This is a genomic window from Salipiger mucosus DSM 16094 (genome assembly GCF_000442255.1).
GTDB lineage: Bacteria > Pseudomonadota > Alphaproteobacteria > Rhodobacterales > Rhodobacteraceae > Salipiger > Salipiger mucosus.
On record NZ_KE557273.1, the window covers coordinates 1,105,202 to 1,131,369 of the forward strand.

General features: G+C 69.6%; 23 protein-coding genes. 15 read left to right on the forward strand and 8 right to left on the reverse strand.

The features are described 5' to 3' along the window. The first annotated feature begins 19 nt into the window (after window positions 1-19). Entirely contained in the window at window positions 20-715 is a 696-nt protein-coding gene (locus SALMUC_RS05530) for an SH3 domain-containing protein (protein ID WP_020041117.1), read from the forward strand. Between the two features lie 92 nt (window positions 716-807). Here the strand turns inward: SALMUC_RS05530 and SALMUC_RS05535 are convergent, their stop codons facing one another. From SALMUC_RS05535 to SALMUC_RS05550, 4 genes are all read right to left on the reverse strand, one after another. Then, on the reverse strand, window positions 808-1,986 hold the full coding sequence (locus SALMUC_RS05535; protein ID WP_021119873.1) for a YeeE/YedE family protein: 1,179 nt from the start codon (window positions 1,984-1,986) through the stop codon (window positions 808-810). 90 nt (window positions 1,987-2,076) lie between these two features. Next, window positions 2,077-3,057: an ABC transporter permease gene (locus tag SALMUC_RS05540; RefSeq protein ID WP_020041115.1), complete on the reverse strand. Its 981-nt coding sequence runs from the start codon at window positions 3,055-3,057 to the stop codon at window positions 2,077-2,079. After that, the gene (locus tag SALMUC_RS05545; protein ID WP_020041114.1) at window positions 3,050-4,087 is read right to left on the reverse strand and encodes an ABC transporter permease; all 1,038 of its coding nucleotides are present in this window, start codon (window positions 4,085-4,087) and stop codon (window positions 3,050-3,052) included. The genes SALMUC_RS05540 and SALMUC_RS05545 overlap by 8 nt, the downstream gene beginning before the upstream one ends. Before the next feature lie 210 nt (window positions 4,088-4,297). Beyond that, the gene (locus SALMUC_RS05550) at window positions 4,298-6,004 is read right to left on the reverse strand and encodes a peptide ABC transporter substrate-binding protein (protein ID WP_020041113.1); all 1,707 of its coding nucleotides are present in this window, start codon (window positions 6,002-6,004) and stop codon (window positions 4,298-4,300) included. 215 nt (window positions 6,005-6,219) lie between these two features. On the opposite strand from SALMUC_RS05550, the gene SALMUC_RS05555 reads away from it, so the two are divergent. From SALMUC_RS05555 to SALMUC_RS05570, 4 genes are all read left to right on the forward strand, one after another. Then, a complete protein-coding gene (locus tag SALMUC_RS05555; RefSeq protein WP_020041112.1) occupies window positions 6,220-8,040 on the forward strand; it encodes an ABC transporter ATP-binding protein in 1,821 nt (606 codons plus the stop codon). A gap of 143 nt (window positions 8,041-8,183) precedes the next feature. Next, window positions 8,184-9,104, forward strand: coding sequence for an endonuclease/exonuclease/phosphatase family protein (locus SALMUC_RS05560; protein WP_020041111.1), 921 nt, complete (start codon window positions 8,184-8,186; stop codon window positions 9,102-9,104). Window positions 9,105-9,164: 60 nt separating this feature from the next. Then, window positions 9,165-10,331 carry an acetylornithine deacetylase gene (gene argE / locus SALMUC_RS05565; RefSeq protein WP_020041110.1) on the forward strand — a complete coding sequence of 389 codons (1,167 nt, stop codon included), beginning with the start codon at window positions 9,165-9,167 and terminating at the stop codon, window positions 10,329-10,331. Next, window positions 10,328-11,671, forward strand: coding sequence for an NAD(P)/FAD-dependent oxidoreductase (locus SALMUC_RS05570; RefSeq protein ID WP_020041109.1), 1,344 nt, complete (start codon window positions 10,328-10,330; stop codon window positions 11,669-11,671). Before argE ends, SALMUC_RS05570 begins: the two co-directional genes overlap by 4 nt. A gap of 3 nt (window positions 11,672-11,674) precedes the next feature. Here SALMUC_RS05570 and SALMUC_RS05575 read toward each other — a convergent pair whose 3' ends face one another. Next, a complete protein-coding gene (locus tag SALMUC_RS05575; RefSeq protein ID WP_020041108.1) occupies window positions 11,675-12,673 on the reverse strand; it encodes a hypothetical protein in 999 nt (332 codons plus the stop codon). 146 nt (window positions 12,674-12,819) lie between these two features. Here SALMUC_RS05575 and SALMUC_RS05580 point away from each other — a divergent pair, with 146 nt between their 5' ends. From SALMUC_RS05580 to SALMUC_RS05615, 8 genes are all read left to right on the forward strand, one after another. Then, on the forward strand, window positions 12,820-13,983 hold the full coding sequence (locus tag SALMUC_RS05580) for a M20 aminoacylase family protein (RefSeq protein WP_020041107.1): 1,164 nt from the start codon (window positions 12,820-12,822) through the stop codon (window positions 13,981-13,983). 294 nt (window positions 13,984-14,277) lie between these two features. Next, window positions 14,278-15,078 (forward strand): hypothetical protein, encoded by an 801-nt coding sequence (locus SALMUC_RS05585; RefSeq protein WP_020041106.1) that lies wholly within the window; start codon window positions 14,278-14,280, stop codon window positions 15,076-15,078. An 83-nt stretch (window positions 15,079-15,161) separates the two neighbouring features. Next, window positions 15,162-16,421 carry a beta-ketoacyl-ACP synthase II gene (fabF, locus tag SALMUC_RS05590; protein ID WP_020041105.1) on the forward strand — a complete coding sequence of 420 codons (1,260 nt, stop codon included), beginning with the start codon at window positions 15,162-15,164 and terminating at the stop codon, window positions 16,419-16,421. A gap of 4 nt (window positions 16,422-16,425) precedes the next feature. Next, on the forward strand, window positions 16,426-17,595 hold the full coding sequence (gene mltG, locus SALMUC_RS05595) for an endolytic transglycosylase MltG (RefSeq protein WP_020041104.1): 1,170 nt from the start codon (window positions 16,426-16,428) through the stop codon (window positions 17,593-17,595). A gap of 240 nt (window positions 17,596-17,835) precedes the next feature. After that, window positions 17,836-19,212: a cysteine--tRNA ligase gene (gene cysS / locus SALMUC_RS05600; RefSeq protein ID WP_020041103.1), complete on the forward strand. Its 1,377-nt coding sequence runs from the start codon at window positions 17,836-17,838 to the stop codon at window positions 19,210-19,212. Between the two features lie 136 nt (window positions 19,213-19,348). Further along, a complete protein-coding gene (gene cimA / locus SALMUC_RS05605) occupies window positions 19,349-20,971 on the forward strand; it encodes a citramalate synthase (RefSeq protein ID WP_020041102.1) in 1,623 nt (540 codons plus the stop codon). Then, on the forward strand, window positions 20,971-21,687 hold the full coding sequence (locus SALMUC_RS05610; protein ID WP_020041101.1) for a class I SAM-dependent methyltransferase: 717 nt from the start codon (window positions 20,971-20,973) through the stop codon (window positions 21,685-21,687). Before cimA ends, SALMUC_RS05610 begins: the two co-directional genes overlap by 1 nt. A gap of 38 nt (window positions 21,688-21,725) precedes the next feature. Next, window positions 21,726-22,496 (forward strand): squalene/phytoene synthase family protein, encoded by a 771-nt coding sequence (locus tag SALMUC_RS05615; protein ID WP_020041100.1) that lies wholly within the window; start codon window positions 21,726-21,728, stop codon window positions 22,494-22,496. A gap of 55 nt (window positions 22,497-22,551) precedes the next feature. Here SALMUC_RS05615 and SALMUC_RS05620 read toward each other — a convergent pair whose 3' ends face one another. After that, window positions 22,552-23,766 (reverse strand): MFS transporter, encoded by a 1,215-nt coding sequence (locus tag SALMUC_RS05620; protein ID WP_020041099.1) that lies wholly within the window; start codon window positions 23,764-23,766, stop codon window positions 22,552-22,554. An 86-nt stretch (window positions 23,767-23,852) separates the two neighbouring features. Between SALMUC_RS05620 and SALMUC_RS05625 the strand changes: the two genes are divergently transcribed. Beyond that, on the forward strand, window positions 23,853-24,503 hold the full coding sequence (locus tag SALMUC_RS05625) for a DNA-3-methyladenine glycosylase family protein (protein ID WP_021119876.1): 651 nt from the start codon (window positions 23,853-23,855) through the stop codon (window positions 24,501-24,503). Beyond that, window positions 24,500-25,165 (forward strand): alpha/beta hydrolase, encoded by a 666-nt coding sequence (locus SALMUC_RS05630; protein ID WP_020041097.1) that lies wholly within the window; start codon window positions 24,500-24,502, stop codon window positions 25,163-25,165. The genes SALMUC_RS05625 and SALMUC_RS05630 overlap by 4 nt, the downstream gene beginning before the upstream one ends. A gap of 98 nt (window positions 25,166-25,263) precedes the next feature. Here SALMUC_RS05630 and SALMUC_RS05635 read toward each other — a convergent pair whose 3' ends face one another. Continuing rightward, window positions 25,264-25,695, reverse strand: a complete 432-nt coding sequence (locus tag SALMUC_RS05635; RefSeq protein WP_020041096.1) for a VOC family protein — start codon at window positions 25,693-25,695, stop codon at window positions 25,264-25,266. Between the two features lie 86 nt (window positions 25,696-25,781). Next, a complete protein-coding gene (locus SALMUC_RS05640) occupies window positions 25,782-26,144 on the reverse strand; it encodes a hypothetical protein (protein WP_020041095.1) in 363 nt (120 codons plus the stop codon). Window positions 26,145-26,168 lie beyond the last annotated feature (24 nt).

Here is a 26,168-nt window from a genome sequence, read left to right on the forward strand (position 1 = left end):
AACCGGAAGAGGAACCGACATGCCCAGCCAGACAGCTTCGACCCGTCGCGCGGCCCTTGCAGGCGTGCTTGCCGCCCTGGTGCTAGCGGCGGTCGCGTGGATGCCTGCGTCTGCGCAGGAGAGCCGGCGGATCGAGTTCGCCCCGGGAGCGACGAGCACGACGATCAACGACACCATCCGTGGCAGGGAATGGCGCGACTACGTCCTGAACGCGCGGGGCGGTCAGACCATGGTGGTCTCGCTGGCGGTGACGGGCACCAACGGCAACGGCTCGGCCTTCTTCAACATCCTGCCGGCGGGGCAGGACTACGGCGGGCCCTACGTCGGCAGCACCGACACCGACCGGCGGGCCGAGATCACCGTGCCCTCCGACGGCGATTGGGCGATCCGTGTCTATCTCATGGGCAACGACCGGGACGCGGACAAGACCGTCGGCTATTCGATCGACGTCTACATCGCGCCGGGTGGTGGCAGCGGGGCTTCGGCCGGTGCGGGCGCCGCTGTCGTCTCGGTGACCGGCGTGCCCTCGGGCGATCTGCTGAACGTGCGCGCCGGGCCGGGCACGGGCAACCGTATCGTCGGGGCTTTGGCGAACGGCGACCGGGTCCGACGTCTGCGGTGCGAGACCCACGGCAGTTCGCGCTGGTGCGAGATCGAGATGATGACCGACATGCGCGAGCGCGGCTGGGTGAACGCGCGCTACCTCGACGAGTGAGCGGCCCGGCTCGTGCGGACGTGCGACGGCCCGGCAAGCGCTGCGCTTGAACCGGGCCGTGGTGCGTTCTTGAGCAAGGTGACGGTGTGCCGTCACTCCGCCGGTTGCAGGGCGCCGCGCGGTTGCAGCGCCGCGTTGGTGGCCAGCCCGCCCACGGCGATGGCGCCGAGCGCCAGGAAGGCGGCGAAGGACAGCGTGGCCGTGCCCGAGAGGCCCGCGCCGACGGTGCAGCCGCCGGCCAGCACGCCGCCGGTGCCCATCAGAAGCGCCCCGACGAGGTAGCGGCCGGTTTCTCGCGGGCTCGAGAAGCTCTGCCACCGGAAGCGGCGCGAGGCGAGAGCGGAAACCAGCGCGCCGACCAGCACGCCGCCGACCAGGCCGGTGCCGAAGGTGGCCGGCACGGCGGTCGAGGCGACGGTCCAGAACAGGCTGTCGGCCATGGGCGAGGTGAACGAGAGGCTCTCCATCGCGATGGGGTCGAAGTCGTCGTAAAGCACCCAGCCGGTGCCCACCCAGCCGGCCGCGACCAGCAGGCCGAGCGCGGCGGCCTGCGCCAGCAGCACCGGGCGGCCGCCCGAGCGCAGCGCCACGGCCAGTGCCACCGCGGCGATGAGCGCGGTCCAGACCAGCGCGCCGCCGGGCAGCGCGGCAAAGCCGGTGGCCGAGCCGAGGTCGACCGAATAGGCGCCGAGCGAGGTGCGCACGGGGGCCAGCACGCCTTTGAGCGTGGCATGGGCCGCGATGGCGAAGACCGCGAGCACTGTCAGCGCGCGCAGGTTGCCGGTGGCTGTGAGGACGGTCAGACGCGAGATGCAGCCGCGGGTCAGCACCATGCCGGCGCCGAACATCAGGCCGCCCGCGACGATGGCCAGCACGGGCAGGGCGGCGGCGTGGTAGCGGTGGCTGTCGAAGGCGACCCAGCCCATCGAGGCGGCAAGCTGCGTGCCGATGAGGGCGGCGGCGAAGCCGGTCAGCCAGACGCCGCGCGCCGAGCGCGCGTCCTCGCCCACGAGCCCACGGCGGAAACAGAATTTCGTGCGTTCGGCGAGGATGCCGAAGAGCGCGCCGAGGATCAGGCCGAAGAAGACGGCGACCTGGGGCGCGGTATAGGATTCGAAGCCGAGGGTCTCGAACGATGGGTGTCCTCCGGTGCAGGATTTCTTCCCAGATGCCGCGCGCGGGGGCTCGTGGCAAGCCGCGCCGCGGCACTTTGTCCCGCGTGCGCCGGAACGTTGTTCGTCAGGGCGCCCGACTGCGGAAGATATGTTCATATGCTTCGATATGCATGGGATGCCCGTTCCCCTGCCGCGCGCCCGGACGGGCGCGCGTTCTTTTTCGGGATTTTCGCCGGGAAACGGTTCTCAGCGGCCCCGGATCCGCGGATCGAGGGCGTCGCGCAGGCCGTCGCCGAGGTAGTTCACCCCCAGCACGGTGAGCGAGATCGCGATTCCCGGCAGCATGACGCGCTCGGGGAAGTCCTCCATCCGGGCCACCGCGTCGGCGAGCATCTTGCCCCAGGTTGGGAAGTCCGAGGGGAAGCCCACGCCGAGGAAGGACAGCGCGCTTTCGGTGATGATCGCCGTGGCCAGGCCCAGCGTCGCCGAGACCATGATCGGCGAGAGCACGTTGGGCAGCAGGTGCCGCTTGATGATCTGGAAGGGCCGGGTGCCGATGGAGCGTGCCGCGAGCACGAACTCGCGTTCCTTGAGGGCGAGGATGTCGCCGCGCACGATCCGCGCCGTGGGCATCCAAGAGGTAATGCCGACCACCGTCACGATCAGGATGAACATGCCGCCCTCGGGCCCGAAGTTGGCGCGCAGCGGCTGCCGGAAGAGCGTCACCGCCACCAGCAGCAGCGGCAGGATCGGCAGCGACAGGAAGAGGTCGGTCAGACGCATGAGCGGGCCGTCGAGCTTGCGGAAGTAGCCCGCGACCACGCCGATGCCCGCGCCGATGATGAGCGAGAGCAGCATCGCCGCCCAGCCCACCGCCATCGAGGCGCGGCCGCCCGCGATCAGCTGCGCGAGGTTGTCGCGCCCCAGCTGGTCCGAGCCGAGCGGGTGCGCCCAGCCGACGTCGGCCTCGCTGTTCCAGATCGCGGTGTAGATCGGCCGCATGTCCTTGGCCCGGATGTCCAGCGCCTGCGGGTCGAGCGTCCAGAGCCAGGGGCCCACCAGCACGCCCAGCGTGATGAAGAGAAGGAAGGCGCCGCCCACCATGGCGCCCTTGTGCTTGCGGAACTGCTCCCAGACGTCGCGCCACTTGCTGCGCGGGGGCTTGTCCGGCCCCTTGTCCTTGAGCGCTTCGATGGGAACGGGGGAGGCGGGAACGGGCTCAGTCATAGCGGATCCTCGGGTCGAGAAGGCCGTAGAGGATGTCGGCGATCAGGTTGAAGAGCACGATGAGGAACGCGAAGATGAAGGTCAGCGTCATCACCATCGGCAGGTCGTTGGCAAAGAGCGCGGTGATCAGAAGCTGGCCGATGCCGTTCACCTTGAAGACGTTCTCGGTGATGATGGCGCCGCCGAAGATGGCGGGGACCCCCAGCGCGATGACCGTGACCACCGGGATCATCGAGTTGCGCAGCACGTGCACCATGACCACGATCGCTTCGCTCAGGCCCTTGGCCCGCGCGGTGCGCACGTAGTCCTGGTTGAGGTTGTCGAGCATCGAGGCGCGCATGTAGCGCGAGAGCTGCGCCGTGGTCTGCAGCGCCAGCACCATCACCGGCATGATCATCTGGCTCAGCTGGTACTTGAAGCTGGCCCAGTCGGTGACCTCGTGCGTGGTGTCGTAGATCGACGGGAACCAGCCCATCTGCACCGAGAAGATCACGATCAGCAGCGGACCGGTGAAGAACGGCGGGATCGAGAAGCCCACCATGGTGATGAACGTGCCCGCCTGGTCGAAGACGGAATACTGGCGGTAGGCGGAATAGATCCCGATGGGCAGCGCGATCAGAACGCCGACGATGTAGGACATGCCCACCACCCAGAGCGTCTGCGGGATGCGCTGGAGCACGATCTCCATCACCGGCGAGCGGGTCTGCCACGAGATCACGCGCAGCTCGTCCTGGTAGAGCTGGGTGTCGGGCAGCCAGCCGAAGAGGGCGGTCTCCGAAGTCATCCAGTCGACGAGCACCTTGGGCTCGGTCCAGAAGACCTGCACGAGCCATTTCCAGTACTGCACGAGGGGCGGCTCGCCGAGGCCGAGCGCCTCGCGCATCATCTGTTTCACCTCGGGCGGCACGGTCAGCGGCACCTGCGCCATCGGATCGCCGGGCGCGAGTTGCAGCAGCATGAAGATCACGAAGCTGATGAACAGCAGCGTCGGGATCGCCAGGACCAGTCGTCGGACGGCGTATGTCAGCATCGGGGAAGCCTCGGGCAGGGCCGGCCGGCGGGTGCCGCGGGCGTGGCGGGCACGGCCGGGATGAGGTCATGGCGAGGGGCGTGGCGGGATGCGGCGGGCCGGTCGCACCGCGCGGCGCGTTCACAGGTCCGGAGAATGTCGGGCATGGGGCGCTTTCGCAGGGGCACGCCCCCACACCGAGCGGGGGCGTGCGTCGTGTCGGTCAGACGATCACTCGTCGATGCGGTACCAGTCGGCGGCGTTCCACAGCTCGCTGTCCCAGGTGTTCAGCACCACGCCGCCCAGCGTGTTGGAGTGCGCCGAGACACGGCCGCGGTCCACCAGCGGAACGATGGTCATGCTTTCCTTGGTCAGCATGTCGTTGAGCTTCTTGGCGATTTCGCCGCGCTTCTCCAGCTCGCCGGTCTTGGCCAGCTCGTCGAGCATCGCGTCGTATTCCTCGTTGCAGAAGCGGTTGATGTTCTCGCCCTGCCACTGGCTCGACGGCTTCGGCTCGTTGCCGCAGCGGTACATCGAAAGGTAGCTCTGCGGGTCGGTGCCGTCGAAGTTGTTCGCGTACATCTCGACGTCCGCATAGAACTTCTGGAAGGTGTCGGGCGAGCCCGGGTCACCGCCGAAGAACACGGAGCTGTCGACGTTGCGCAGCTCGGTCTCGACGCCGATCTGGCGCCACCAGTCCTTGATGAGGGCCTGGAAGTCCTGGCGCACCGCGTTGGTCGAGGTCTGGTAGAGCAGCGAGAGCTTCTCGCCGTCCTTTTCGCGGACGCCGTCACCGTCGGTGTCGGTCCAGCCGGCCTCTTCCAGCAGCGCCTTGGCGCCCTCGAGGTCCTGCGTCAGGCACTCGGTGTTGTCCGAGGCATAGAGCTCGGGCGCGGGCACCAGGTTGCAGGTCGCGCGGCCGGCCTGGCCGTAGCCCACCTCGACCAGCAGCTCGCGGTCGATCGCCATGGAGAGCGCGCGGCGGACCTTCTCGTCCGACAGGATCGGGTGCGGATGCGCGACGGTCGAGCGCTCGCCCTCGGGCAGGTCGGGGGAGGGATCGGTGAGGTTCATCTCGATCCGCTCGACCAGCGTGCCGAATGCCGAGACCGGCGTGCCTTCGCCGCCCTCGGCCATCGAGGCCAGGACGTCGGGCGCGAGCTGAAGGTTCCAGGCGTAGTCGTATTCGCCGGTCTGCAGCACCGCGCGGGCCGCCGCCTCTGCGTCACCGCCGCCCTTGAAGGTCACGGTCGCGAAGGCGGGCTTCTCGGGGTCGCGGTAGTTGGGGTTGGCCGAGAGCGAGATCACGTCGTTCGGCTTGAACTCGTCGACCACGAAGGGGCCGGTGCCGATCGGGTTGAAGTTGGCCTCGGTGCAGGTCGATGCGGCCGCGCCGACGCAGTCCTCGAACTGGGCCTTCTGCAGGATGGGCGATTGGCCGCCCATGAAGGGGCCGTAGGGGTTCGGCATCGGCTTGTCGAAGTTGACCACGACGGTCAGGTCGTCGGGGGTCTCGATGCTCTCGACGCCGGTGAACTTGGCGAACTGCGCGCAGCCGCCCTCGGGGGCCATGCAGTAGTCGGCGGTGAACTTGACGTCGGCCGAGGTCACGGGCGAGCCGTCGGACCACAGCAGGCCTTCCTTCAGCTTCCAGGTGATCTGGGTCAGGTCCTCGCTCACGCCGCCGTTCTCGACGGTGGGGATCTCGGCGGCGAGGTAGGGCACCAGCGCGCCGGTCTCGTCGTAGCGACCCAGCGGTTCCAGCACCAGCGACGCGGCCTCGATGTCCTTGGTCCCGCCCGAGAGATAGGGCGTCATGATGGACGGCGCCTGCCAGTAGATGATGTTGACGTTGCCGTCCTCACCGCGTTCCGCCTGCACGGCGGGCGCGAGCACGGAGGCGGCCGCGGCCCCGAGCATTAGGGTCTTCAGTTTCATAAGTCTCTCCTTGTTGGACACCAGTTGTCCTGATGCATCGCTCTGCCGGCGGGTTCGGCGCGGGCCCTCGGAGGCCCGTGACCTCCCACTCTGCGAAATATCGAAACAGAACGTCTACAAATTGCAAGCTTTGCCTTGGCGCAACGTGGCGGCAGGTTTGACACCGCGAGAGACCTGTCGCTAGCGTTTGCAGATAGACTGACCGGAGCTTTCCCATGCTGGACAATCCCATCGCCCGGATCGACCGCCTGCGCGTCGAGTTCGAGACCAAGGACGGGCGCATCGCCGGCGTCGAGGATGTGAGCTTCGAGGTGGGGGCGGGCGAGACCGTCTGCATCGTCGGCGAATCCGGCTCGGGCAAGTCGGTCTCGTCGCTCTCGCTGATGCGCCTGATCGAGTACGGCGGCGGCGAGATCGCCGGCGGCCGGATGATCTTCGACCGGCGCGAGGGCGGGCCGCTGGACCTGGCGACCGCCGACCAGGACGTGATGCGCGACATCCGCGGCGACGAGATCGGCATGATCTTCCAGGAGCCGATGACCGCGCTCAACCCGGTCTTCACCGTCGGACGGCAGCTGACCGAGGGGCTCCGTGTGCACCGCGGCATGAGCCGCGAGGAGGCCGAAGCCCGCGCGCTGGAGCTGATGAAGCAGGTGCGCATCCCCGAACCCGAGCGGCGGCTCAAGCAGTATCCGCACGAGCTCTCGGGCGGCATGCGGCAGCGCGTGGTGATCGCCATGGCGCTGGCCTGCAAGCCGCGCCTGCTGATCGCGGACGAGCCGACGACGGCACTCGACGTGACGATCCAGGCCGAGATCCTGGCGCTGATGGACCGACTCAAGCGCGAGACCGGCACGGCGGTGATGTTCATCACGCACGACATGGCGGTGGTGGCGCAGATGGCCGACCGCGTGGTGGTCATGTTCCGCGGCCACAAGGTCGAGGAGGGGCCGGTCGAGGAGATCTTCGAGCACCCCAAGCACCCCTACACCAAGGCGCTGCTGGCCGCCGTTCCGAAGCTGGGCGAGATGCGCAGCAAGTCGTTGCCCGAGCCGATGAAGCTGCTGGGCCGCGAGCAGGACGAGATCAAGCCGATCCCGGGCACCGACCGGCCGCTGCTGAAGGTCGAGGGGCTGACGACGCGATTCCCGGTCAAGGGCGGCTTCTTCCGCCGCACCGTGGCCAACGTGCACGCGGTCGAGGATGTGAGCTTCACCATCAACAAGGGCCAGACGCTGAGCCTCGTGGGCGAGTCCGGCTGCGGCAAATCGACTGCAGGGCGCTCGCTGCTGCGGCTGGTCGAGCCGCAGGCGGGGCGGATCGAGCTCGACGGCACCGACGTGATGGGGCTCGGGCCCAACATGCTGCGCGAGGCGCGGCGCGACATGCAGATGATCTTCCAGGATCCCTTTGCCTCACTCAATCCGCAGATGAACCTCGCGGACCAGGTGGCCGAGCCGATGCGCAACTTCGGCACCCATTCCGGCAAGGAGATGCAGGAGCGGGTGGCGATGCTCTTCGACCGGGTGGAGCTGCCGCGCAGTTTCATGCGCCGCTTCCCGCACGAGCTGTCAGGCGGGCAGCGCCAGCGCATCGCCATCGCCCGTGCGCTCGCGCTCTCGCCCAAGCTGATCGTGGCGGACGAGGCGGTGAGCGCGCTGGACGTGAGCGTGCAGGCCCAGGTGCTCAACCTGATGATGGAGCTGCAGGCCGAGATGGGGCTGAGCTATCTCTTCATCAGCCACGACATGGCCGTGGTCGAGCGTGTGAGCCACAACGTCGGCGTGATGTATCTGGGCCGGATCGTCGAGATCGGCACACGCGCGGCGGTCTTCGAGAACCCGCAGCACGCCTATACCCGCGCGCTCATGAAGGCGGTGCCGATCGCCGATCCGCGCCGGCGGAAGTCCGAGAAGGACCTGAACTTCAAGCCGATCCCGTCGCCGATCCATCCCGTCGGCTACGAGCCCGAGCCCAACGTCTACCAGGAGGTCGACCCGGGGCATTTCGTGCTGACCTCGGACAGCGGGTACTGAGGCGGAGCGCGAGGCTGGGAACGGGCCGGTGCCCGCCCGGGGGGCGGACAGGCTCTGGCCCGGCGGGCTTCGCCCTTGATTCCGGACCGGGGAGAGTGACCTGAGGGTCCATCTGTCATTCCAGGCCGATTGAAGGTGCCGCCTTGAGACTCGTCAGGCCAGTTCTCCGCACCCTCGCGCTGCTTCTCGTCGGCCTCCTGCTCGTCGCCTGCGCGCAGCAGGTCCGGCTGACCGAATGGTCCGACCCGCCCGCGCCACGCGACGGCGCGCTGCGCATCGCCACGCTCAACGTGCATTACATCGACCTGCGCTCGAGCGGTGACGGCCCCTGGACCCGCGCCGGCTGGGAGCGGCGCAGGCCCGCGCTGACCGCCGCCGTGGGCGACATGCAGGCCGACATCATCGCCTTCCAGGAGATGGAGAGCTTTCGCGGCGGCAACGACGATTCGAACAACCTCGCACGCCGCCACCTGCTCGAGGCCCACCCGGACTACGAGGCCGCCGCGACGGGCGACTGGCGCGCGTTCCCCTCGACGCAGCCGATCTTCTACCGCAGCGACCGCTTCGAGCTGCGCGACCAGGGCTGGTTCTTCTTCTCAGACACGCCCGACGTCATCTACTCGCGCACCTTCGACGGGTCCTGGCCGGCCTTCGCCTCCTGGGCCGAGTTCGCACCAGTTGGGGGCGGCCCGGCCTTTCGCGTCGTGAACCTGCACTTCGAGTATCGCAGCGCCTCGAACCGGCGGCTCTCGGCCGAGCTGGTGGCGGAGCGGATCGCGCCTGTGATCGGGCAGGGCACGCCGGTGATCGTCGCCGGTGACCTGAACGCCCTGCACGGCTGGCGCGTGATGGAGATCCTCGAGAGCGCCGGCCTGCGATTCCCGCGCGTGCCGGCGGCGACCTACCACCTCAATCGCGGTATCAACCTGCTCGGGCCCATCGACCACGTGGGCCTCACGCCCGACCTGCAGGTCTCGGCCGGACCGTTCGTATTGCAACGAAAATACGCAGGGCAGTGGCCCTCCGATCATTACCCCGTCCTGCTCGACGTGACGCTGCCCTGACCCCTGTTCCTCGGCCGCGGGGCGGGCTAGGTCAGGGCAGAGCACCATGAAAGGCCCCGCATGACCGCGCGACTCAGCCCCCGCGAGATCCTCGACAAACTCGTCTCCTTCCCGACCGTCAGCCGCGACCCCAACCTGCCGCTCATCGACTGGGTCGAGAGCTACCTCGCCTCGCACGGCATCGAGAGCCACCGCCATCCGCATCCGCGCGAGCCCGAGGCGAAGGCCGCGCTCTTTGCCCACGTGGGCCCCGAGATCGAGGGCGGCGTGGTGCTGTCGGGTCATACGGACGTGGTGCCGGTCGAGGGGCAGGACTGGTCGAGCGACCCCTGGACCGTGACCGAACGCGACGGCTGCCTCTACGGGCGCGGAACCACCGACATGAAGGGCTTCGACGCGCTGTCGATCTGGGCGCTGGTCGAGGCGAAGCATCGCGGCGTGAGCCGGCCGCTGCAGATCGCGCTCAGCTACGACGAGGAGATCGGCTGCGTCGGCGGGGCCGACATCGTCGCGGCCATGCAGGGCGTGGTGCCCAAGGCCAATGCCGTGATCGTGGGCGAGCCGACCGAGATGCACGCGGTGACCGGCCACAAGGGCGGGGTGAATTTCCGCGTGCACGTCCACGGCTACGAGGTGCACAGCTCGATCCTGCACACGGGCGTTTCGGCGATCATGTGGGGCATCAAGCTGATCGAGTGGGCGAACCGGGTCAACGCCGAGAACGCTGCCGCGACGCCCGATCCCACCGCCGCGCTCTTCGAGCCGCCCTATACCAACGTGCACGTGGGCCAGATCCACGGCGGCACGGCGCACAACATCACCGCCAAGGACTGCGAGTTCGGTCTCGGTTTCCGCGTGGTCCCGGGCGAGGACCCGCAGGACTGGGCGCGGCGCTTCCGCGAGGAGGTCGCACGGCTCGAGGCCGAGATGCAGGCGGTGCGCCCCGAGGCGCGGATCGAGGTCACGCCGATGTTCGAACTGCCGACCTTCGTGCCGACACAGGACAACACGGCCGAGGAGCTGGTGCGCGCGATCACCGGCGACAACGAGACCCGGCAGGTAAGCTACGGCACCGAGGCCAGCCACTTCCAGGCGGGCGGCTACGACGCGGTGGTCTGCGGGCCGAGCGACATCGCGATCGCGCACAAGCCGGACGAATACATCGAGATCGCCGAGTTCGAGCGCGGCCGCGGTTTCATGGAGAGGCTGCTGGAGCGCCTGGCGTGATCTTTCCCTTCCGCGGCGACGACCCGCCCGAACACGCGGGCGACCTGCCCGAGGCCTGCGATCTCGTGGTCATCGGCGGGGGCGTGATCGGCACCTGCACGGCGCTCTACGCGGCCCGCGCCGGGCTGCGCGTGGCGCTGCTGGAAAAGGGCCGCATCGCCGCCGAGCAAAGCTCGCGCAACTGGGGCTGGATCCGCGTGCAGGGCCGCGACATGGCCGAGATCCCCATCGCGCTCGAGGCGCAGGATCTCTGGACCGCGCTCGACGCGGACTGCGGCGGCCGGCTGGGCGTGCGGACGGTCGGCGTGAGCTACCTCGCGCGGAGCGAGCGCGAGATGGCGGGCTTCGACGGCTGGCTGCAGGAGGCCAAACCGCTGGGCGTCTCCTCGCGCCTGCTGGACGCCGACGAGACAAATGCGCTGGTGGGCGCCGAGAACAGCCCCTGGACCGGCGCGCTGCACACGCCCACCGACATGAAGGGCGAGCCCTGGGTCGCGGTGCCGGAACTGGCGCGGCTCGCGGCCTCCGAGGGCGCGGTTGTGCGCGAGGACTGTGCCGTGCGCGGGCTCGACCTCGAGGCCGGACAGGTGCGTGGCGTGGTGACCGAGCACGGCCGCATCCGCGCCGACCGCGTGGTGCTGGCGGGCGGGGCCTGGTCCTCGCTGCTGCTGCGCCGGCACGGGATCGACATTCCGCAGCTCTCGGTGCGCTCGACCGCGATGGCGACCGAGGCGCTGCCGCAGGCGGTCAACACGGCCGCCGTGGACGACGGGCTGGCCTTCCGCCCGCGCGCCGACGGCGGCTACACGTTGGCGCCCGCGGGCTTTGCCGAGCTTTTCGTGGGGCCGGATTCGGTGCGGCACCTGAGCCGCTACCTGCCGCTGGCGATCTCGGGCGACTTCGACGTCCACCTGCGCCGCCCCGCGCCGGCGGGCTATCCCGATGCCTGGGGCACGCCCCGGCGCTGGGACGACGCGGAGGAGAGTCCCTTCGAGCGCGTGCGAATCCTGTCGCCCGAGCCGAACGCGGCCAAGGTCATCGAGATGCGCACCCGCTTCGGCGGGCATTTCCCGCAGATGGGCAAGGTGCCGCTGCAGGCCTTCTGGGCGGGGATGATCGACGTGCTGCCCGACGTCGTGCCGGTGGTGGGCCCGGTGCAGCAGCTTCCCGGCCTGACGGTGGCGACCGGCATGTGCGGACATGGCTTCGGCATCGGCCCCGCCTTCGGCCGCATCATGGCCGACCTCGCGCAGGAGCGCGACCTGGGCCACGACCTGCACCGCTTCCGCATCACCCGCTTCTCGGACGGCTCCAGGCTGGTGCCCGGCCCCAATATCTGAGGCTTACGGCGCAAAGCTCACGCGGACCGTCACATCGTAGCGCTCGGGCAGGCCGGTGCCGGGGTAGCGCGCCTCCTCGACCAGCCAGGCGCCGGTGAGCTTCCCCGCCATGCCGCAGGCCCGGTCGAGCGCGGCCTCGCGCGCGGCGTGCAGCGAGCGGTCCGAGGACAGGCTCAGTTCGGTCACCCGGCCCGGCGCCGCGTCCGGCGCGGGACAGGGCACTTTGACCTTTCGGCCTCGCTCGGCGGAGCCGGGCCAGGTCGGGTCGAAGCTGCGCAGGCGCAGGTCGCTCTGGAAGAGCGCGATGTCCGGAAACCCCGCGTCAAAGACCGCGCCGAGCGCGGCGCCGTCGTAAAGGGTCAGGTTGTCAGTGCCCGACACGGTTGGAGTGTCATGCACCTCGATCACCGCGCGCACCTCCGGCGAGGCATAGCGTTGCCGGGCGGGCGAGGCCTCGATCATCGCTGCGTAGGCGGGTGTCGCGGGCATGTAGCCGGTGCAGCGCACGCGGTCGTCATGTTCGCGCCAGGGCGCGGGCTCGTCGCGGGTCTTGCCTGGCGGCATCTGCCTGCCGGGCCTGCTCCTGCGCTCGGTCGCGAGCACGAGAAAGCCTTCGCCCCGGCGGTAGAGCGGCCCATGGAAGGCTCGGTCGGCCAAGACAGTGCCTTGCGCCAGAATGAACTCCAGGGTCTCGCGGGCGCGCTCGGGCGAGCCGATGTCGGGCACGCCCACCGTCGAGATCAACGCCAGGAGCATTGCCCTGTCGTCGGGATCCCGCGGGTCGAACTCACGGACGATGTCGGGCCGCATCGGGCCGGGGATGATCTCCTCCCAGCCGGCCGCGCGGAGCATCGCGTCGCGGGCCTCGGGCGGGATGTCGATGCGCTGGCAGAAGGCGTGGAGGCCTTCGGGTGTGGTCCGGTCGGGCGTTTCGGCAGCCGCCAGGCCGCCCGCCGCAGCGAGAGAGAGGGCGAGGCCCCCGGAGAGGAAAATGCGGCTCACGATGACGTTCCGGGCTGTTTCTCCGGCAAGAGGAGCACTGTCGTCACGCGGAAGGCAAGCGGCCTCTCGCAGCGTCCGTCTTGTGCCCTGCCGCCCCCGGTGGCACGCTTGCCGGCAAACCTGATCAAATTCCGCAGGAGCCCTCCATGCCCGTCAAGAACAGCTTTGCCGACCGACAGGACGAGATCACGGCCTGGCGCCGCGACATCCACGCACACCCCGAGATCCTCTTCGACACGCACCGGACCTCTGCGCTGGTGGCCGAGAAGCTGCGCGCCTTCGGCTGCGACGAGGTGGTCGAGGGCGTGGGCCGCACCGGCGTCGTGGGCGTCATCAAGGGCAAGGCGACGGGCTCGGGCAAGGTGGTCGGCCTGCGCGCCGACATGGACGCGCTGCCCATCGAGGAGGCGACCGGGCTGCCCTATGCCTCGAAGACGCCGGGCGCCATGCATGCCTGCGGCCACGACGGGCACACCGCGATGCTGCTGGGCGCGGCGGAGTACCTCGCCGAGACGCGCAACTTCGACGGCACCGTCGTGGTGATCTTCCAGCCCGCCGAAGAGGGCGGCGGCGGCGCGAAGGTCATGTGCGACGACGGGCTGATGGAGCGCTGGGGCGTGCAGGAGGTCTACGGCATGCACAACTGGCCGGGCCAGCCGCTGGGCAGCTTCGCGATCCGCACGGGGCCGTTCTTTGCCGCCACCGACATATGGCAGATGGTGATCGAGGGCCGCGGCGGTCATGCAGCCAAGCCGCACGAGACCGTCGACCCCGTCGTCTGCGCCGCGCAGATCGTGAGCGCCGCGCAGACCATCGCCGCGCGCAACGCCGACCCGGTCAGCCAGCTCGTGGTCTCGGTCACCAGCTTCGAGACCTCGTCCAAGGCCTTCAACGTGATCCCGGCGCGGGTCACGCTGAAGGGCACGGTGCGCACGCTCTCGCCCGAGAACCGCGATCTCGCCGAAAGCCGCCTCGGCGCCATCGGCACGGGCATCGCCGAGGCCATGGGCTGCAAGGCGACGCTGGATTACACGCGCAATTATCCGGTGATGGTGAACCACCCCGAGCAGACCGAGTTCGCCGCCGAGGTGGCGCGCGGCATCTCGGGGCAGTGCGCGGAGGCCCCGCTGGTCATGGGCGGCGAGGACTTCGCCTTCATGCTGGAGGAACGCCCGGGCGCCTACATCCTCGTGGGCAACGGCGACACGGCGGCGGTGCACCACCCCGAATACAACTTCAACGACGAGGCCATCCCGGCGGGCTGTTCCTGGTGGGCCGAGATCGTCGAGCAGCGCATGCCGGCGGCCTGATGCGCAGGCCAACACGATGAGCGACGCGCAGTAGGTGCCGCGGCCCGGAAACAAGGCACGCAGTGCCGCCGGGCCAGCTGCCCGTCCGCTCCCCGCGGCAGCTCGGCGTGCCGCAACGGACGGCGGCATATGGCCGAGGGACGCAGTGCCGGAGCCTCAGTCCATGAGCCGGCCCGGCGGACGGGGGCTGGCGAACTCGCCTTGCGGCTCATCGGGACGGCGCGCGGCGGGGAACCGCTGGCCCCGGGCAGCCGCCTGCGGTAGAGCGCCGGAAGAACCAGCGGGGATCCTGCCGTGACGACACCAGTCAACATCGCCTGCATCAAGTGGGGCACGCTCTTCGGGCCGGAATACGTCAACCGGCTCTACTCCGGCGTGCGGCGCAACATCTCGCGCCCCGTGCGCTTCCTGTGCATGACCGAGCACGCCGAGGGCCTGCACCCCGACATCGAGCTCATCGACCTGCCCACCGAACCCTTCGCCGAGCCCATGGCCGCCGCGCTGGCCGTGGCCAACCGTCAGGGGGCGATGCGCAAGGTCTCGCTCTTCCGGCCGGGCCTGGTGCCCGATCTCGAGGGGCCGGTGCTGGGCTTCGATCTCGACGTCGTGATCACCGGCAGCCTCGACGAGATCCACGATCTTGCGCCCGGCACCGTGGCCATGCGCCACGACTGGACCGAGAAGCGCAAGGGGCGGCCCACGGGGCATGGCTCGGTCTTTCGTTTCGACCCGGCGGTGCACGGCTTCCTCTACGAGGATCTCGCCGCCAACCCCTATGACGAGGTCGAGAAGGCGCGCGGCTCCGAGCAGCGCTACACCAGCCACAAGGCCATGGATCGCGGCGTTTTCACATATATTCCGGAGCCCTGGGTCGTCTCCTTCAAGTACGACTGCAACCCGTTCCCGCGCAATTGGGTGGCCCCGCCGCAGCTGCCCGAGGATGCCCGCGTGGTCTGCTTCCACGGCAGGCCCAAGATGCCGGAGGCGATCGAGGGTTATTCCGGCAGCCTGATCCGGCGCTCGAGGCCCTGCGACTGGCTCCGCGAGCACTGGGTCGAGCGGAGCCGCGCCGATCTGGGCGCCTATTGGGCCTGAGAGGGTCCGCTTCCCCTTGCCCCGCGCGGGCCGGGCAAGGTAAGAGCGGGTCCACGAAAAACCTGTGAGGGAAGGGCAGAGCAATGCGTCGCGTTGTGGTTACCGGGCTGGGGCTTGTCACGCCTCTTGCCGACGGTGTTGAAAAGAGCTGGGAACGCATTCTCGACGGAAAGTCGGGCGCGGGCCCGATCACGCAGTTCGACACCGAGGGCCTGGCCACGACCTATGCCTGCGAGGTGACGCGCGGTGACGGCAGCGATGGCACATTCGACGCCAACGCCTACATGGAGCCCAAGGAGCAGCGGAAGGTCGACACCTTCATCCTCTTCGGTCTCGCCGCCGCCGACCAGGCGGTGAAGGACGCCGGCTGGACCCCCACCGACCGCGAGGAGCAGGAGCGCACCGGCGTTCTGATCGGCTCGGGCATCGGGGGGCTCAACTCCATCGCCAACACCGCCGTGATGATGGAGGCCAAGGGGCCGCGTCGCGTCTCGCCCTTCTTCGTGCCCGGCGCGCTCATCAACCTGATCTCGGGGCAGGTCTCGATCCGCTACGGTTTCCGGGGCCCGAACCATTCGGTCGTCACCGCCTGCTCGACCGGCGCGCATGCCATCGGCGACGCGGCGCGGCTGATCCAGTACGGCGACGCCGACGTCATGATCGCGGGCGGCGCCGAGGCGGCGATCTGCAAGATCGGCATCGCCGGCTTCAACGCCTGCAAGGCGCTTTCGACCAAGCGCGCGGACGAGCCCGAGAAGGCCAGCCGGCCCTACGACGCCGACCGCGACGGCTTTGTCATGGGCGAGGGCGCGGGCGTCGTGGTGCTCGAGGACTACGAGCACGCCAAGGCGCGCGGGGCCAAGATCTATGCGGAGGTCAAGGGCTACGGCCTGTCGGGCGACGCCTACCACATCACCGCCCCGGCCGAGGACGGCGACGGCGCCGAACGCTCGATGCGCGCGGCGCTGCGCAGCGCGGGCCTGACCGCGGCGGACATCGACTACATCAACGCGCACGGCACCTCGACCATGGCCGACGTGATCGAGCTGGGCGCGGTCGAGCGGATGCTGGGCGAGCACGCGGGCAACGTGACCATGTCCTCGACCAAGTCCGCCACCGGCCACCTGCTGGGCGCGGCGGGCGCCATCGAGGCGATCTTCTCGATCCTGGCAATCCGCGACCAGGTCGCGCCGCCGACGATCAACCTCGACGATCCGGCGGTCGAGACCTCCATCGACCTGGCGCCGAATGCCAAGCGCGAGCGCAAGATCGACTTCGCCCTGTCGAACTCCTTCGGCTTCGGCGGCACCAACGCCAGCGTGATCTTCGGAAAGGCGGGATAACCCCATGTGGCGCAGCATTGCCTCGAACGCGATGACATTCCTGGTGGTGCTCGTCTTCCTTCTGGGCGGGGCGCTGATCTGGGCGCAGAACGAGTACAGCTCCGAGGGGCCGCTCGATCAGGCGATCTGCCTGCAGGTGGCGCGCGGCAGCAACTTCACCCGCGTTTCCGAGGATCTGGCCGGGCAGGGGGCGATCTCGTCCGACGTGCTGTTCCGGCTGGGCGCCGACTATTCGGACAAGCTGGCCGAGCTCAAGGCAGGTTCCTTCCTGGTGCCCGAGCACGCCTCGATGTCCGAGATCGTGGACATCGTCACGCGCGGCGGCGCCTCGACCTGCGGGACCGAGGTCGTCTACCGCATCGGCGTCACCCGGGCGACAGTGCAGGTGCGCGAGCTCGACCCCGCCGAAGGCCGCTACGAGGAGGTGTTGGAGTTCGATCCGGGCACCGAGGAGCCGCCGGCGGAATACGCCGAATACACCGGCGACGTTGGCACCCGCTTCCGCATTGCGCTGGCCGAGGGCGTGACCAGCTGGCAGGTGGTCGAGGAACTGGGCCAGATCGACGTGCTCGAGGGCGAGATCGGCGAGGTGCCGTCCGAGGGCTGGCTCGCGCCGGACAGCTACGAGGTGTCGAAGGGCGACAGCCGCGAGAGCGTCATCGCACGGATGCGCGAGGCGCAGGAGGCGATCCTGGCCGAGGCCTGGGAGAACCGCGACGAAGGCCTGCCGCTGGAAAGCCCCGAGGAGGCACTGACGCTGGCCTCGATCGTGGAGAAAGAGACCGGCGGCGCCGAGGAGCGGCCCCTGGTGGCCAGCGTCTTCATCAACCGTCTCGAGCGGGGCATGCGCCTTCAGACGGACCCCACGGTGATCTACGGCGTGACCGAGGGGCAGGGCGTGCTGGGCCGCGGCCTGCGCCAGTCGGAGCTGCGCGAGGCGACGCCCTACAACACCTACGTGATCGAGGGGCTGCCGCCGACGCCCATCGCCAACCCGGGCCGCGCCAGCATCGAGGCGGCGCTGAACCCGGACGACTCGGACTACCTCTTCTTCGTGGCGCGCACGCTGGACCCGGCGGACGGGCACGTCTTCGCGGCGACGCTGGACGAGCACAACAGCAACGTCGCCGCCTACCGCCAGCTCGAGGCGGAGCGGGACGCGCAGCAGAACTGAGGTGGCGGGGGCGGCCGGGCCGCCCCCTGCGACCCCCCGGGCGCCGCCGTGAGGCGGGCGCTGGACGCGGGGCGGGATTTCCGGTAGGAGCGCGGCATGACCGACGCGGCCCACATCATCTGCTGTATTACCTGCTGACATAGTCGGGAGACCCCCCGGCATCCGGCGGGGCGGTCGTCTATTCCAATCGACATCCGAAGTTGCTAGTCCCGCCGCGATCTTCGTGCGAAGGAGCGCGCCATGGACATCACTCTCACCAACACCCGCACGCGGCGCAAGGAGCCGTTCGAGCCCATCGATCCGGCCAACGTGCGCATGTATGTCTGCGGCCCCACGGTCTACGACCGGGCGCACTTGGGCAACGCGCGGCCCGCCATTGTCTTCGACGTGCTCTTCCGCCTGCTGCGCGAGGTCTACGGACCGGACCACGTGACCTACGTGCGCAACTTCACCGACGTCGACGACAAGATCAACGCGCGGGCCGAGGCGACGGGGCGCGAGATTTCCGAGATCACGGCCGAGACGACGCAGTGGTATCTCGACGACATGGCGGCCGTGGGCGTGATGCAGCCCACCGAGATGCCGCGCGCCACCGCCTTCATCCCGCAGATGATCGAGATGATCGCGGGCCTGATCGAGAGCGGCCATGCCTACGAGGCCGAGGGGCACGTGCTTTTCTCGGTCGAGAGCTATGCCGATTACGGCGCGCTCTCGGGCCGGACGGTCGAGGACATGATCGCGGGCGCGCGGGTCGAGGTGGCGCCCTACAAGCGCAACCCGATGGACTTCGTGCTGTGGAAACCCTCGGGCGAGGGGCTGCCGGGCTGGGAGAGCCCCTGGGGCCGGGGCCGGCCGGGCTGGCACATCGAGTGCTCGGCCATGAGCTACGAGTTGCTGGGCGAGACTTTCGACATCCACGGCGGCGGCAACGACCTGATGTTCCCGCACCACGAGAACGAGATCGCCCAGAGCTGCTGCGCGCATCCCGGCGGCGGGTTCGCGAAGGTGTGGCTGCACAACGAGATGCTGCAGGTCGAGGGGCGGAAGATGTCCAAGAGCCTCGGCAACTTCTTTACCGTGCGCGATCTGCTGGACGGGCACGACGGGTTGCCCGGCGTGCCGGGCGAGGTGATCCGTTTCGTCATGCTCTCGACGCACTACCGCAAGCCGATGGACTGGACCGCCGAAAAGGCCCGCGAGGCCGAGGCGACCCTGCGCAAGTGGCGCTCGATGGTCGCGGGCGTCGAGGCGGGTGCCGTGCCCGGGCCCGTGCTGGCAGCGCTGGCGGACGATCTCAACACGGCGGGTGCGATTGCGGAGTTGCACAAGCTGGCGGGCGCGGGCGACGGGGCCGGGCTCAAGGCGGGCGCGGCGCTGCTGGGGCTGCTGACGCCCGATCTTGGCGACTGGGCCGAGGTCACGGCCGACCTCTCCGGCTGGCAGGACCGGCTGGCGGCGGAGCGCGCGCGTGCGATGGAAACCAAGGATTTTACCGAGGTCGACCGCCTGAAGGCCGCTCTGGTCGAGGCGGGCGTCGAGGTGCGCATGTCGAAGCAGGGCGTCGAGCTGCTGCCGGGCGCGGGCTTTGCGCCCGAGAAGCTGGAGACGCTGGCATGAGGGGCGCCATGTCTCTTCGCAAAGAGCTGCAAATTCCGGGGAGGGAATTTGGCGGTGGCCGGTCGAGACTGTGCGCGGCCTGCAGGTCCGCGCCCGGTCTTCGCGTATTTTCGGAAAGATGAAAGGAGGGGGCGCGATGTCGAAGGACCGCCTCTATCTCTACGACACGACCCTGCGGGACGGGCAGCAGACCCAGGGGATTTCCTTTTCCACCGCCGAGAAGCTGCGGATCGCCGAGGCACTGGACGGGCTCGGGATCGACTACATCGAGGGCGGCTGGCCCGGGGCGAACCCGACGGACAGCGCCTTTTTCGAGGAGGTCGGCGCGACGCGGGCCACCATGACCGCCTTCGGCATGACCAAGCGGGCCGGACGCTCGGCCGAGAACGACGACGTGCTGGCGGCTGTGCTGAACGCGGGCACGCCGGCGGTCTGTCTCGTGGGCAAGACGCATGACTACCACGTGACCGAGGCGCTGGGGATCACGCTGGAGGAGAACCTCGAGTCGATCCGCGCTTCTGTGGCGCATTGCGCGGGGCAGGGGCGCGAGGCGCTCTTCGATGCCGAGCATTTCTTCGACGGCTGGAAGGCCAACCGCGATTATGCGCTCGAGTGCCTGAAGGTCGCGCTGGATGCGGGGGCGCGCTGGATCGTGCTCTGCGATACCAACGGCGGCACGCTGCCGACCGAGATCGGGCGCATCGTGGGCGAGGTGATCGCGGGCGGCATTCCCGGCGACCGCCTGGGCATCCACACCCACAACGACACCGAAAGCGCCGTGGCCGGCACGCTGGCGGCCGTCGATGCGGGGGCGCGGCAGATCCAGGGCACGCTCAACGGCCTGGGCGAGCGCTGCGGCAATGCGAACCTCACGTCGCTGATCCCCTCGCTGCTGCTCAAGGAGCCCTATGCCAGCAGCTACGAGATCGGCGTGACGCGCGAGGCGCTGGAGGGGCTGACGCGGATCAGCCGGATGCTCGACGAGGTCCTGAACCGCGTCCCCATGCGGCAGGCGCCCTATGTCGGCTCCTCGGCCTTTGCGCACAAGGCGGGGCTGCATGCCAGCGCGATCCTCAAGGACCCCTCGACCTACGAGCACATCGAGCCGGAGCAGGTGGGCAACCGCCGCGTCATTCCGATGTCGAACCAGGCCGGTCAGTCGAACCTGCGTCGCAGGCTCGCCGAGGCGGGCATCGAGGTGGAGAAGGGCGACCCGGCGCTGGCGCGGATCCTCGAGCGGATCAAGGCGCGCGAGTCGGAGGGCTATGTCTACGACACGGCGCAGGCCTCGTTCGAGCTGCTGGCGCGCGACGAGCTGGGTCAGATGCCCGAGTTCTTCGAGGTCAAGCGCTACCGGGTGACGATCGAGCGCCGCAAGAACAAGTACAACCGCATGGTCTCGCTCTCCGAGGCGGTCGTGGTGGTCAAGGTCGGCGGCGAGAAGAAGCTCTCGGTGAGCGAAAGCCTCGACAACGCGGGTTCGGACCGGGGGCCGGTCAACGCGCTGTCCAAGGCGCTGGCCAAGGATCTCGGGCCCTACCAGCACGCCATCGACGACATGCGGCTCGTGGACTTCAAGGTGCGCATCACCCAGGGCGGCACGGAGGCCGTCACGCGCGTCATCATCGACAGCCAGGACGGCTCGGGCCGCCGCTGGCAGACCGTGGGGGTGAGCGCGAACATCGTGGACGCCTCGTTCGAGGCGCTGCTGGATGCCGTGCGCTGGAAGCTGATCCGCGACTGCGGGACGGCGGCGTGATGGATCTGCCGCCGGAATTCCTCGAGCTCTACGCCCGGCTCGACCGGCAAGGGCCGGGCGTGCCCGACGACGTGCTTTGGGCGACCGGGCGGCTTGGCCTTGCCGGACCGCTGCGGGTCTGCGACGAGGGCTGCGGCACGGGGGCGGATTGCGCCACGCTGGCGGCCTGCCTGCCGGAGGCGCGCATCGAGGGCGTCGACGCGATGCCGGCCTTCGTGGAGGCGGCGGAGACGCGGCTGGAAGCTGTGCCGAACGTGTCGGTGCGCACCGGGGACATGGGCGCGCTGGAGGGGCCGTTTGACCTCATCTGGTCGGCGGGTGCGATCTATTTCCTCGGCGTGATCGAGGGACTGCGGGCCTGGCGCGAGGCGCTGGCGCCGGGCGGGGCGGTGGCCTTCTCGCAGGGAGTGCTGCCCGAGGGCGAGGTGCCGCAGGCTGTGCGCGACTTCTGGTCGGCGGAGCCGGACATCACCGATCAGGACGGGCTGCTGGCGCAGGTCGAGGCGGCCGGTTACGCGGTGATCGACACGCGCTGGCTGACCGCCACGCCCTGGGCGGCCTACTACGACAGTCTGGAACGCGAGATCGCGGCCCTGCGCCCGGGCGCGAGTGCCGCCATGACCGAGGTGCTGGACGGGGCCGCGCGCGAGATCGCGCTCTGGCGGCAGGCGCCGGAGCAGATCGCCTACCTTCTGGTGCTCGCGCGGCCGCGCTGAGGCTTTCCTTTCCGCCGGTCGCGACTTAGGTGCACCCCATGGAATTCGACGATGACCTGACCGCCTGTGCCCAGCTCGTGGAGCGCGGCGACCCCGACCGTTTTGCCGCCGCAATGGCCGCGCCGGTCGAGGCGCGCGCCGTGCTCTTCCCCATCTATGCCGCCAACCTCGAGATCGCCCGCGCGCCCTGGCTCACGCAAGAGAGCATGATCGCCGAGATGCGCCTGCAGTGGTGGCGCGACGCGTTGGAAGAAATCGGCGCCGGCGGGCAGGTGCGCCGGCACGAGGTCGTGACGCCGCTCTCGCGCGTGCTCGATGCCGAGGGGGCGCGGCTGCTCGACCGGCTGGTGGGCGCGCGGCGCTGGGACATCTACCGCGACGCCTTCGAGGACGAGGCGCATTTCATCCGCTACATCGAGGAGACCTCGGGCCACCTGATGCTGGCCGCCGGCCGTGCCCTTGGAGGAATGCCGGAGGAGGTGGCGCTGGACGCGGGCTATGCCGCGGGCCTGGCGCAGTTCCTGCGCGCGGTGCCCGAGCTCGAGTCCAAGGGCCGCGTGCCGCTGGTCGACGGCCGGGCCGAGGCTGTTGCAGCGATCGCGCGTGATGGGCTGGCGCGGCTCGCGCGGGCGCGGCAGACGTCGGTGCCCAAGGCGGCGCGGCCGGCCTTGCTGGCGGGCTGGCAGGCGGCCCCGGTGCTGCGGCTGGCGGCGAAGGAGCCCGCGCGCGTCGGCGCGGGGGAGCTAGAGCTGTCGGAGTTCGGCAAGCGGATACGTCTTCTGCGAGCGGCGGCCCGCGGCCGGATCTGAAGCGGGATCCCTTCCCAGGGAATTTTCTCAAGTCTTCAAAAACTGCCGCGGCGCGTTATTCCGCCGGTTGTTTCTCGGGCCGCAGCAGGAGCCAGATCAGCGCGCCGCCCGCGAGGGCGAGGAAGGGCGCCATGGCCATGTTTACGGCCAGCCAGCCTTCCTGTGCCGTGCCGCCCGAGCAGTTCATCAGCCCGCCCGAGGTCAGCGAGGCGAAGGTCACCGCGCCGAAGACCAGCAGGTCGTTCAGCCCCTGCATCCGGCCGCGCTCGTGCGGCTCGTGCGCACCGGCGAGCATGGTGGTCGCGCCGATGAAGCCGAAGTTCCAGCCGATGCCCAGCAGGATGAGCGCGCCGAAGAACTGTTCGAGCTGAACGCCGGTCATCGCAACGCCGCCCGCGCAGGCGAGGATGAAGAGCCCCAGCCCCATGACCTTTTCCACGCCCCAGCGCGCGATCAGGTGCCCGGTGAAGAAGGAGGGGATGTACATCGCCAGCACGTGCGCGGTGACCACGTCGGCGGCGTTGTCGGTCTCGAAGCCGCAGCCGACGACCGCGAGCGGCGTCGAGGTCATGACGAGGTTCATCAGCGCGTAGCTGACCATGGCGCAGATCACCGCCACCGCGATGCGCGGCGTGGTCAGCAGCTCGCGCGCGCTGCGCCCGCGCGGCGCGTCGTGCGCGGGACGGGGCGGGGGCGGGATACGCAGGAAGAGGAACAGCAGCGCCCCGACGAGGTTCACCGCGATCACCGCCACGTAGGCTCCGAGGAACGGGATCACGAAGGCGTCCGTCGTGGCCTTGACCAGCTGCGGCCCGATGATCGCCGCGGCAAGCCCGCCCGCCATCACGTAGGAAATCGCCTTGGGCCGGAAGGAATCCGAGGCGGTGTCGGCGGCGGCGAAACGGTAGAACCCCTGCGCCGACATGTACATGCCCGTCAGCAGGCTGCCCGCCAGGTAGATCGGGAAGGACGCCTCGTAGAGCCCGTAGGCTCCGATTGCACCGCCGACGGCGCCGCCGAGGGTGCCCAGCATGAAGCCCGCGCGCCGTCCGAAGCGCTGCATGAAGGCCGAGAGCGGCCGTGCCGAGAGCATCGAGCCCAGCACGATCAGCGAGATCGGCAGCGTGGCCCAGCAGGGATTGGAGGCCAGCGATTCTCCCGCGAGCCCGGCGATGGTGAAGATCATCGGCATCTGCGCACCAAGGATCGCCTGTGCGAGCACCAGGACGGTCACGTTGCGCTTGGCGAGGCTGTCGGATTGGACGGTCATGGCGCCTAGCGGTATGCGGAGCGCGGACGTATCGCAAGAGGGGAATGGGTGTGGCGAAACGCCTTTGCCGTCTCTATGTGAGGGGCATGACACAGGACGCGAGCCCCACCCCCGGACGCATCATCGAGACCGACGCCTGCGTGGCCGAGGGCGCCGCCCACCTCTGCGCCGCCGAGCCGCGCTTTGCCCATGCGCTTGAGCTGACCGGCCCGCTGCCGCTGCGCCGCCGCCCGGACGGGTTCGAGCAGCTGCTGTCGGCCATCGTCAGCCAGCAGGTCAGCGTCGCCTCGGCCCGGGCCATCCAGGGCCGCCTCGAGGCCGCGGGCATGACCTCGCCCGAGGCGATCCTCGCCACCGACGTGGAGGGCCTGCGCGCGCATGGCCTCTCGCGCCAGAAGGCGACCTACGCCCAGGCGCTCGCCTCGGCCGAGATCGACTTCGACGCGCTGCGCCACGCCCCGACCGAGGAGGTGGTGAAGACCCTCACGGCGGTGAAGGGCATCGGCGTCTGGACCGCCGAGATCTACGCCATGTTCTCGCTCGGGCGGGCGGATGTCTTCGCCCCGGGCGACCTCGCGCTGCAGGAATCCGCGCGGCTGCTCTTCGACCTCGAGGACAGGCCCAGGGAGCGCGCCTTCCGCGAGATGTCGCAGGCCTGGAGGCCGTGGAGATCGGTTGCGGCGCGGGCGCTCTGGGCCTACTACCACGTGCAGAAGCAACGAGAGGGGATCGCATGACCCGAGTGCTGCAAGCCGGCCGCAAGGAGCCCGTTTCGGGCGAGAAACGCTCCTGCGTGGTCTTCCTGCACGGCTACGGCGCCAACGGGGCCGACCTGCTGGGGCTGGCCGATCCGCTGGGCGAACACCTGCCGGACACGCTCTTCGTGGCGCCCGATGCGCCCGAGTCCTGCGCCGGCGCGCCCTTCGGCTACCAGTGGTTCCCGATCCCCTGGATCGACGGCTCCTCGGAAGAGGAGGCCATGGCCGGCATGGCCCGTGCCGTCGGCGATCTGAGTGCCTTCCTCGACGCCCTCATGGTCGACGAGGACCTGCTGCCCGAGCAGGTGGCGCTTTTCGGCTTCTCGCAGGGCACCATGATGGCGTTGCATGTCGCGCCCCGGCGCGAGGACGAGGTCGCGGGCATCGTCGGCTTCTCCGGCCGGCTGATCGAGCCCGAGCTGCTGTCGGACGAGGCGCAGAGCAAGCCGCCGGTGCTGCTCGTGCATGGCGACCAGGACGACGTGGTCCCGCCCGAGTCCCTGCCGCAGGCCGCCGAGGCGCTGCAGAACGCGGGCTGGAAAGAGGTCTATGCCCACGTCATGAAGGGCACCGCCCACGGCATCGCCCCCGACGGGCTGTCGGTGGCGCTGGCCTTTCTGCGCGACAAGTGCGGCTTCTGAGCCGAGCGCGGGGCGGTCGCGGCTGATCTGAGCGGCGACCATGGTGGGACGCAGCCGCCGTTTCACGAAGGCGCACGGACCGACCGTGTCCTCGGCCACTAGCGCGCCCAGAGCGCCGGGTCGGCGAGTTCCACCGAATTGCCGCCGGGATCGCGGACGTAGATCGAGCGCGCCCCGTTCGGCCATTCGAAATCCGCCTCGATCTCCACGCCCGCCGCTTCGAGCCGATGCCGCCAGGGATCGAGCGCGGCCCCCGGCATGGCGAGGCAGACGTGTCCCTCTCCCCGCGCTCCGTGAGGGGGCACCGGCAGGTCAGGGTTGCCCGGCGGTTTCACCGTCTCGTCCGGGTTGAAGACCAGCAGCACGCCGGGTCCGACCCGGAAGAAGACGTGGCGGTTCTTGACCCGGAGCAGTCGCTTGAGCCCCAGCACGCGGCCGTAGAAGTCCTCGGCCGCGTCGAGGTCGGTGCAGTAGACCGCGGCTTCCAGCAGGTGCGGTGGCGGATCGGCGGGGGGCAGCTCGTCGGTCATGGTCTGTCCTGCCTAGGGGCGCAGTTGCCGCGCGTCAAATCCGCTCCGTCGCTTCGGCAGGAGCGCGGCCCGCGCAGATGGTCGCGTCAGATCAGGAAGTCGCCCTCTGTCAGGGCGACCGCCCCGCAGAGTGCGATCTCGAAGTTCGGCGCGGGGTCGCCGTCACGGTCGGCCTGCACGATGGTGAGCCCCGCTTCCTGCCTGTAGCCGAGCTCGCCCGCCGTGCCGCTGAAGCCCGCGTCGCTGATCCAGCTGAAGGCCTGCTTGAAGCCCTGCGTGATGTCGGTGTCGAAGCGCGATATCTCGATCCCGTCCGGTCCGTCGCCGACGAAGGTGAAGTCGCTGCCCTCGAACACCACGTCCACCCGGACGGGGTCGTCCCGGTCCTCGACCTCGAGATTGACAGAAAACCGGAAGACGGTGCCCGCCTCCTCGATGGACTGGACCATCGTCTATCTCGTGGCCGCGACCAT

Bases quoted from the DNA above. Each gene is read 5' to 3' on its own strand.
- SALMUC_RS05640 (WP_020041095.1), bottom strand. From the start codon at position 26,144: ATGGTCCAGTCCATCGAGGAGGCGGGCACCGTCTTCCGGTTTTCTGTC.
- SALMUC_RS05530 (WP_020041117.1), top strand. From the start codon at position 20: ATGCCCAGCCAGACAGCTTCGACCCGTCGCGCGGCCCTTGCAGGCGTG.
- SALMUC_RS05540 (WP_020041115.1), bottom strand. From the start codon at position 3,057: ATGACTGAGCCCGTTCCCGCCTCCCCCGTTCCCATCGAAGCGCTCAAG.
- SALMUC_RS05545 (WP_020041114.1), bottom strand. From the start codon at position 4,087: ATGCTGACATACGCCGTCCGACGACTGGTCCTGGCGATCCCGACGCTG.
- mltG (WP_020041104.1), top strand. From the start codon at position 16,426: ATGTGGCGCAGCATTGCCTCGAACGCGATGACATTCCTGGTGGTGCTC.
- fabF (WP_020041105.1), top strand. From the start codon at position 15,162: ATGCGTCGCGTTGTGGTTACCGGGCTGGGGCTTGTCACGCCTCTTGCC.
- SALMUC_RS05580 (WP_020041107.1), top strand. From the start codon at position 12,820: ATGCCCGTCAAGAACAGCTTTGCCGACCGACAGGACGAGATCACGGCC.
- SALMUC_RS05555 (WP_020041112.1), top strand. From the start codon at position 6,220: ATGCTGGACAATCCCATCGCCCGGATCGACCGCCTGCGCGTCGAGTTC.
- argE (WP_020041110.1), top strand. From the start codon at position 9,165: ATGACCGCGCGACTCAGCCCCCGCGAGATCCTCGACAAACTCGTCTCC.
- SALMUC_RS05625 (WP_021119876.1), top strand. From the start codon at position 23,853: ATGACACAGGACGCGAGCCCCACCCCCGGACGCATCATCGAGACCGAC.
- cysS (WP_020041103.1), top strand. From the start codon at position 17,836: ATGGACATCACTCTCACCAACACCCGCACGCGGCGCAAGGAGCCGTTC.
- cimA (WP_020041102.1), top strand. From the start codon at position 19,349: ATGTCGAAGGACCGCCTCTATCTCTACGACACGACCCTGCGGGACGGG.
- SALMUC_RS05635 (WP_020041096.1), bottom strand. From the start codon at position 25,695: ATGACCGACGAGCTGCCCCCCGCCGATCCGCCACCGCACCTGCTGGAA.
- SALMUC_RS05615 (WP_020041100.1), top strand. From the start codon at position 21,726: ATGGAATTCGACGATGACCTGACCGCCTGTGCCCAGCTCGTGGAGCGC.
- SALMUC_RS05610 (WP_020041101.1), top strand. From the start codon at position 20,971: ATGGATCTGCCGCCGGAATTCCTCGAGCTCTACGCCCGGCTCGACCGG.
- SALMUC_RS05630 (WP_020041097.1), top strand. From the start codon at position 24,500: ATGACCCGAGTGCTGCAAGCCGGCCGCAAGGAGCCCGTTTCGGGCGAG.
- SALMUC_RS05620 (WP_020041099.1), bottom strand. From the start codon at position 23,766: ATGACCGTCCAATCCGACAGCCTCGCCAAGCGCAACGTGACCGTCCTG.
- SALMUC_RS05550 (WP_020041113.1), bottom strand. From the start codon at position 6,004: ATGAAACTGAAGACCCTAATGCTCGGGGCCGCGGCCGCCTCCGTGCTC.
- SALMUC_RS05535 (WP_021119873.1), bottom strand. From the start codon at position 1,986: ATGAACATATCTTCCGCAGTCGGGCGCCCTGACGAACAACGTTCCGGC.